This window comes from Mesorhizobium sp. P3_A9 (assembly GCF_056402975.1).
The window spans coordinates 1-6,316 of sequence record NZ_JBFUGJ010000336.1 but is presented as its reverse complement, the minus strand read 5'-3'; the positions used below and the strand labels follow the sequence as shown (position 1 = coordinate 6,316).

The following is a 6,316-nucleotide window of genomic DNA, read 5'->3' as shown; positions in this document are numbered from 1 at the left end:
GTTCCTGATCTTCTACGGCCTGCCGTCGGTCGGCATTCTGCTCGACGCTTTCACGGCAGCGTTGATCGGCTTCACGCTCAACATCGGCGCTTACACGTCGGAGATCATCCGTGCGGCGATAGGCTCGGTGCCGAAAGGCCAGTGGGAAGCCGCCTATTCGATCGGCATGACCTGGAGCCAGGCGATGCGGCGCACCATCCTGCCGCAAGCCGGCCGTGTCGCGGTGCCGCCGCTTTCCAACACCTTCATCTCGCTGGTCAAGGACACCTCGCTGGCTGCCGCCATCACCGTGCCGGAGATGTTCCAGGCAGCACAGCGCATCGTCGCCACCACCTATGAGCCGCTGATCCTCTATGTCGAGGCGGCGATCCTCTATCTGGCGCTGAGCTCGGTGCTGTCGGCCCTGCAGACAAGGCTGGAAACCCGGCTCAACCGCTATGGCGGCTTCTTGGAGGCACGCTCATGATCGGCCTCAGCAACATCGAAAAACGCTTCGGCGACAATCTCGTGCTGAAGGGTGTCACCGTTACCATCGCCGAAGGCAGTGTCACAGCGCTTGTCGGTCCTTCGGGCGGCGGCAAGAGCACGCTCTTGCGCTGCATCAACCTGCTCGAGATCCCGACTTCTGGCACGGTGCGCATCGGCGACGAGACGCTCGAATTCCGCCCAGGCGGCAAGGTCGCGGCCAAGGATATCCAGCGCCTGCGCCTGCAGACCGGCATGGTGTTCCAGAATTTTCAGCTGTTCCCGCATCGCACGGCGATCGAGAATGTCATGGAAGGCCTGGTGACGGTGCTGAAATGGCCGACGGAGAAGGCGCGCGAGCGGGCGCTCGCTTTGCTGGAAAAGGTCGGGATGGCGCACAAGGCCGATGCCTGGCCGGCGACGCTGTCGGGCGGCCAGCAGCAGCGCGTGGCGATCGCCCGTGCGCTCGCGCCGTCGCCGAAGGTGCTGCTCTGTGACGAGCCAACTTCGGCGCTAGACCCGGAACTGGCGCAAGAGGTGGTCGACGTGCTCGGCAAGCTTGCCAGCGAGGGCACGACCATGGTGATGGCGACGCATGATTTGCGGCTTGCCTCCAAGATCGCGCAGGAAGCGGTGTTCCTCGATGCCGGCGTCATCGTCGAGAAAGGGCCGTCCGCCGTGCTGTTCGGCAATCCGGAGCAGCAGCGGACGAAGCGGTTCATCGCGACGCTAAAGCAGGAGGCGGAGAAGGAAGGCGGCGGTCAGGCGTAGACGCGGCCCTCGTTTCGCCTGTTCGAAAAACAAAAACCCGGCGCGAGGCCGGGTTTTCTAAATTCAGAGACGAAGGGATCAGGCAGCTTCTTCCTGCTCGGCTTCCTCATTGTCGGCCTTGGCGCCGCGCTTMGGGCCCTTGTTGAGGTTGACCTCGATCAGGCGCACGGCTTCGGTTTCCGACATGCGGTTGACGGCCGCGATCTCGCGGGCCATGCGGTCGAGTGCCGCCTCATAGAGCTGACGCTCGGAATAGGACTGCTCCGGCTGGTTGTCGGCACGATAGAGGTCACGCACGACTTCCGAGATCGAGATCAGGTCGCCCGAATTGATCTTGGCATCATATTCCTGGGCGCGGCGCGACCACATGGTGCGCTTGACGCGGGCGCGGCCCTGMACRACCTTCAGCGCGCGCTCGACATAATCCTCTTCCGACAGCTTGCGCATGCCGATGGAGGTCGCCTTGGCGACCGGCACCTTCAGGCGCATCTTGTCCTTCTGGAAGTCGATGACGAACAGTTCGAGCTTGTGGCCAGCCACTTCCTGCTCGTCGATCGACACGATCTGGCCAACGCCGTGCGCCGGGTAGACGATGTACTCGCCGGTCTTGAAACCATGACGCGCACCAGTGGACTTCTTCTGGGGGGTGATCGTTGCCATTACGCCCTGAACTCCTTGTTGTGGTACCGGCGTCCTGCCGGCCCGAACTCGTGCGACCGGGGGAACCGATCGTTAGCCGCACAACAGATGAACCCCACCGGAAAGGCCGGGACCGGCAAACCGCACGAACTGCGACCGCCTGGCCCAGATCGCTCTGGTCCGGAGTGGGATCTTCACCTTTCAGTGATTTGGGGCGTCTGCGCCATAAATCGACGTTGTGTCACCGGCATGTTTCGCTGATGTAGCACAAAAAGTCGGAAGAATCAAGGTTTTGCTGCATTCGCGAAGGCCACAACCAATCGCCGCCTGTCAAGGCGGTTCATCCGACGTGCCTGTTACGCTGCGTCATACAAGCCTTTACGGCCGACTTGTCAATCGCCCTCGCCGGGCTCGGCGGAGAAGTATTTCTCGAACTTGCCGGCCTCGCCGTCGAAGGTCTTGGCGTCTGCCGGCGGCTCCTTCTTGGCGGTGATGTTGGGCCATTTGTCGGCATATTCGGTGTTGATCTGCAGCCATTTGTCGAGGCCGGGCTCGGTGTCGGGCTTGATCGCGTCGGCGGGGCATTCGGGCTCGCAGACGCCGCAGTCGATGCACTCGTCGGGGTGGATGACGAGCATGTTGTCGCCCTCATAGAAACAGTCGACCGGACAGACTTCGATGCAGTCCATGTATTTGCATTTGATGCAATTGTCGGTCACGACATAGGTCATCGGTCGGCTCCGGGACGTCCCAGCTTATTGGGCCAGTTTTCTTGGGCTTTTTCCGTGAGGTAACGCCTTTGTCGGTCGCTTGCAAGGGTTGCCATGCCCGGCAGCTTCGGCGTTTCCGGAATGGAATTCCAGACAGCAAGCGCGCCAGGGGCGTGCGATGTCGCGTCGAGCGTCTTGTTTGCCGGGTTCGGTTCCGTCGCGCCTCCGCCGTCGGCCTGAGATCGCGGCCCCCGTTCCGCTCGGCAAGCCTCAATCTTCGCCATGCAAGCGGTCGGTCTGGCGGCGCTCTCTTTTGGTCGGGCGGCCGCTGCCGGCCTCGCGCAGCGCCGGGATAGCATCGGGAAGGGCTTCGCCCTTCGGTGTGGGTGGCGGCGACATGTCCTCATAGAGGGTGCGGGCTTCCTCGGCCGGGCCGCGCCGGACGCCGGCGGCGAGCACCTTCCAGACGAAGATGCGCCGGTCGAGCGTGATGGTCAGGACGTCGCCMGGCTTGACCAGATCGGAGGCCTGCGCTGCTTTGTCGCGATTGATGCGCACCCGCCCGGCAACGACCAGCTTTGCCGCCAGCGAGCGCGATTTCACCGCGCGCGAGAAGAACAGCCATTTGTCGATACGCTGGCGGCCTTCAGCAACCATCGAACCCGCCTAGAGCATGATGCCGAAAAGTGCGAAGCGGTTTTCGGGCGACATCATGCTCCATCTCTTAGCTTAGAGGCGGATTCAGATTCAGGTCGATTCGACCTGAAATCATCCGGCTCTGGCTTACTTCTTCAGCTGGTCGCGCAAGGCGGCGAGCTTGGCGAAGGGTGAGTCCGGATCGAAGCGCACCGGACGTTCCTCGCGCGGCTTTGGCTGGAAGGCGGCTTTTGCGCCACCCTGATCGGGGCGACCGCCCTTGCCTTCGGGCCTGCCGCCCTTCCAGTCGGGCCGGCCGTCACGACGCTCTGGACGCTCGCCTTGCGGGCGGCCGTCGCGGCGCTGTTCGCCTTCGGCCTGCGGCTTGGGCTTGAACTTCGAGCGGTCGAAGCGCGGTTTGCCGGCGCCGTCGCGCCGCCCTTCATGGGCCGGGCGTTCGCCTGGCGTGGCCGCTGCCGGTGCGCCGGCGGCATCGGCCGGCGCATTGCTGCGTCCGCCGCGTGCCTGACCATTGCGCTGGCGGTTGTTGCGGCCTTCGTGATGACGGGGGCGCTGTTYGAAACGGCCCTGACGCCACAACAGGATCGGCTTGGGCGCTTCGGCTTCGGCGGCAGGCGCGTCGGCGGCCGCCTCGGCGGGTTCGCTGGCCTCACCCTCCCCCTCGTGGGGAGGGTCGGCGCGCAGCGCCGGGGTGGGGGCAGCGGCGGCTTCGTCAGCACCACCCGTATCGTCAGCGCCATCACCCCCACCCGCGTCGCTTCGCGCCGCGACCTCCCCCATCAAGGGGGAGGTGAGAGCGTCGGCGCTTTCGGCGACGACGATGTCAGTGATGGCTTCCGCTTCCGGCTCGGCAGCAGGTTCAGCAGCCGCTTCGGCGACAGCCTCCGTTGCGGGCTCTTCCGTGGCTTCTGCCGGAGCTTCGGTTGGCTCCTCAGCGACAGGCTCTGCTGCCGTTTCAGCGATGATTTCGGCCGGCGCTTCGACGGCGACCTCGGCGGCAGCCGGTTCCGAACCCTCGACTGCTGCCTCCGCCGCCGCATCTGTTGCGGCAGCCTCAGCAGCCCTGGCCTGCTCGGCGCGTGCAGCCTCTTCCGCTGCGAGCTTGGCTGCTGCGGCTTCGCGTGCGGCAGTGTCCTGCGCTTCCAGCCGCGCCTTGACCTCCGCCGGCGGCTTCGGCTCGGCGCGATAGCCGAGACCCTTGAGGATCTCTTCCATGTCATCGGCGGTGGCGCCGAGGATCGACATCATTGGCGGCGTCACCATGAAGGACTGGCCGTCATAGGCGCCGTCCGGACGCTGGCCGAGGCCGGGCTTCCAGTTGGTTGCCGGACGGATGAGATCCGCCAGCCGTTCCAATATGTCGATGCGCACGGCGCGGCGGCCGAGATTGCGGTAGCCGGCAAGCTTGTAGAAGGCCTTGTCGAAGGTCGGATCGATGACCACGGAGGTGCGGCCCGACGCCAGCGCGTGGACCACGTCGCCGAAACCAGGCTTGTCCTTGCCGTCGTTCGTCAGCGCCCATAGTAAGGTCACCAGTCCAGCGGGCGCCGGCTTGATCAGCGCCGGCACGAAGACATGATAGGCGCCGAAGCGCACGCCGAGCCGGCGAAGCGCTGCGCGACCTTCCTGGTCGAGCGACTTCATCTCCTCGGCGATGTCGCGGCGGTTGATGAGGCCGAAATTCTCGACCAGCTGGAAGGCAATGCCACGGCCGATGCCGGAAATCTGGTCGGCGTTCTTCAGGTCGACCAGCGGCTTCAGCAGACTTTCGATCTGGAAATTGACGAAACGTTCGGCGCGCGCGGCGACCTTGTCGCGCGCCGGGCCGGTCAGCTGTTCGTCGGCCAGCAGCACAAGGCGCGGCTTCAGCGCGTCTTCGCCGGAAACCAGCGTGCCGATCGGCGCGCCGATCCAGCGCAGCGTGCCGTCCGAGCCAAGTGCCAGGTCGCCATTGGCGCAGGCACCGAAACGTTCGGCTCGCGCCTCGAATTCGGCGGCCAGCGCTTTTTGCGCGGCCGTGCGCACGGCCTTGGCGTCTTCGCCGCCGGCGGTCTGGTCGGCGGTGAAGCGGAACCCTTGCAACTCGCCGACATGGTGGCCTTCGACAAGGACGGTTCCGGTWGGACTAATTTCGGCTTCAGGCATGGTATTTTCTCTAAGGCGCCGCATGAGGACGGAAGTCCTGCGGTCTACGAAGCGTTTCGTCAACCGCTCATGCAGCGCATCCGACAATCTGTCTTCGATTTCGCGCGTCTTTTCCTGCCAGTGTGCCTGATCGGCCAGCCAGCCGGGCCGGTTCGACACGAATGTCCAGGTGCGGATCTGGGCAATGCGGTGCGACAGCGTGTCGATGTCGCCCTCGGTGGTGTCGGCGCGGCGCACCTGCTCGGCCATGTAGTTTTCGTCGACATGGCCATGGCGGGCAAGGTCCATATAGATCGAGGCGATGAGGTCRGCATGCTGGGCCGGCGCGATCTTGCGGTAGTCGGGCAGCGCGCAGGCTTCCCACAGCAGCGCCACGCGCTTGGCATCGGTGGCGAGCGCGCGGATGTCCTCGTCGCGGGAGAGATATTCGAGCGCCTGCGCGTCCACCGCCGGCAGCGCGCGCGTCAGGCCCTCGACCGGCGCGTTGGTCTCGATCGAGCGTTTCAATGCGTCCAGACTGGCGAAATCGAAATGCGCGGTGCGCCATTGCAGCACCTTCACCGGCTCGAAATCATGGCCTTCGATCTTCTTGACCAGGTCTTCGTCGAGCGGGTCGACCTGGCCGGTGACGCCAAAGGTGCCGTCGCGCAGGTGCCGGCCGGCACGGCCGGCGATCTGGCCGAGCTCGGCCGCCGTCAGATTGCGATACTGGTAGCCGTCGAACTTGCGGTTCTGGGCGAAGGCGACATGGTCGAGATCGAGGTTGAGGCCCATGCCGATGGCATCGGTGGCGATGAGATAGTCGACATCGCCTGACTGGAACAGCTCGACCTGCGCATTGCGGGTGCGCGGCGAGAGCGCACCCAGCACAACCGCTGCGCCACCCTRCTGGCGGCGGATCAGCTCGGCGATGGCATAGACCTCGTCGG

General features: G+C 64.9%; 6 protein-coding genes. 2 read left to right on the top strand and 4 right to left on the bottom strand.

What is annotated here, in order from left to right; genetic code table 11:
- Positions 1–466 (top strand): ABC transporter permease subunit (locus AC1DX0_RS29020; protein ID WP_477357840.1); only part of this gene is annotated, 466 nt, incomplete at its 5' end.
- Positions 463–1,236: an amino acid ABC transporter ATP-binding protein gene (locus AC1DX0_RS29015; protein WP_477221738.1), complete on the top strand. Its 774-nt coding sequence runs from the start codon at positions 463–465 to the stop codon at positions 1,234–1,236. The genes AC1DX0_RS29020 and AC1DX0_RS29015, both read left to right, overlap by 4 nt.
- 78 nt (positions 1,237–1,314) lie before the next feature.
- On the opposite strand, the gene AC1DX0_RS29010 is transcribed toward AC1DX0_RS29015, so the two are convergent.
- The 4 genes from AC1DX0_RS29010 to AC1DX0_RS28995 all read right to left on the bottom strand — a co-directional run.
- The gene (locus AC1DX0_RS29010) at positions 1,315–1,896 is read right to left on the bottom strand and encodes a CarD family transcriptional regulator (RefSeq protein WP_010911999.1); all 582 of its coding nucleotides are present in this window, start codon (positions 1,894–1,896) and stop codon (positions 1,315–1,317) included.
- A 371-nt stretch (positions 1,897–2,267) separates the two neighbouring features.
- On the bottom strand, positions 2,268–2,606 hold the full coding sequence (gene fdxA / locus AC1DX0_RS29005; RefSeq protein ID WP_027041976.1) for a ferredoxin FdxA: 339 nt from the start codon (positions 2,604–2,606) through the stop codon (positions 2,268–2,270).
- Positions 2,607–2,855: 249 nt separating this feature from the next.
- On the bottom strand, positions 2,856–3,242 hold the full coding sequence (locus AC1DX0_RS29000; RefSeq protein ID WP_477221739.1) for an RNA-binding S4 domain-containing protein: 387 nt from the start codon (positions 3,240–3,242) through the stop codon (positions 2,856–2,858).
- Positions 3,243–3,368: 126 nt separating this feature from the next.
- On the bottom strand, positions 3,369–6,316 hold a 2,948-nt coding region (locus AC1DX0_RS28995), incomplete at its 5' end, for a helicase-related protein (RefSeq protein ID WP_477357837.1).